General features: G+C 45.9%; 1 protein-coding gene. It reads right to left on the reverse strand.

Annotation, left to right across the window (positions count from 1 at the left end; genetic code table 11):
• On the reverse strand, window positions 1-704 hold a 704-nt coding region (locus tag R7040_RS26595; protein ID WP_318097600.1), incomplete at both ends, for a GGDEF domain-containing protein.

The raw sequence follows: 704 nt of genomic DNA on the forward strand, positions 1-704 counted from the left end.
GTCGATCGTAAACACAGCTGCAAATCGCCTTTGCAAGCGTTTCAGCTTCTTTTTCAGATAGAGAGGCAGTCACCAACGCAAATTCCTCACCACCGATTCGCGCTAAGGTTATTCGTTCGTCAGTCAGCGATTTTGCCGTGTCGGCAACAGCGACAATCGCTTGGTCACCGATTAAATGGCCGTATTTGTCGTTTATAGATTTAAAGTCATCAATATCAAACACCATCACGGTTACGTTTTTTTGCAATGAACTCAGCGTTGCCAAACGCTCGATCAAATGCCTGCGATTATAAAGTTTGGTGAGCGGATCCGTCAGCGTCAGTTCAAGCAGTTGCTGATTTGCTAAGGTGAGCTGCTTTGTTCGTAGAGTCACCATTCGCTTAAGGGCGAAGATATGGTAAAGCGTGGCAATAACCATGATGAAAATGGCAATTGGCAACAGGTAAATGGGATATACCGTTTTGACCAAACTCCAACGATTGAGGATCCGTTCTTTGTCTGAGTCGATGATTTTTTCAAAGTCGTGGGAGATTTTCGTTACTGGAATCGAACTGTGCTGGCCTGTCGCAATGCGCAGATCTTTGCTGTACAGATTGAGGGTAGGCACAAACATGCCTGCATCTGGTGTTGTCGCCATGTGGAAGTTAGCCACTTGCAAATCGGCGACAAAGTACAAGATATTTTTCTCGACGGCAGCTCGGATC

It is taken from the genome of Vibrio sp. 1069, assembly GCF_033340555.1.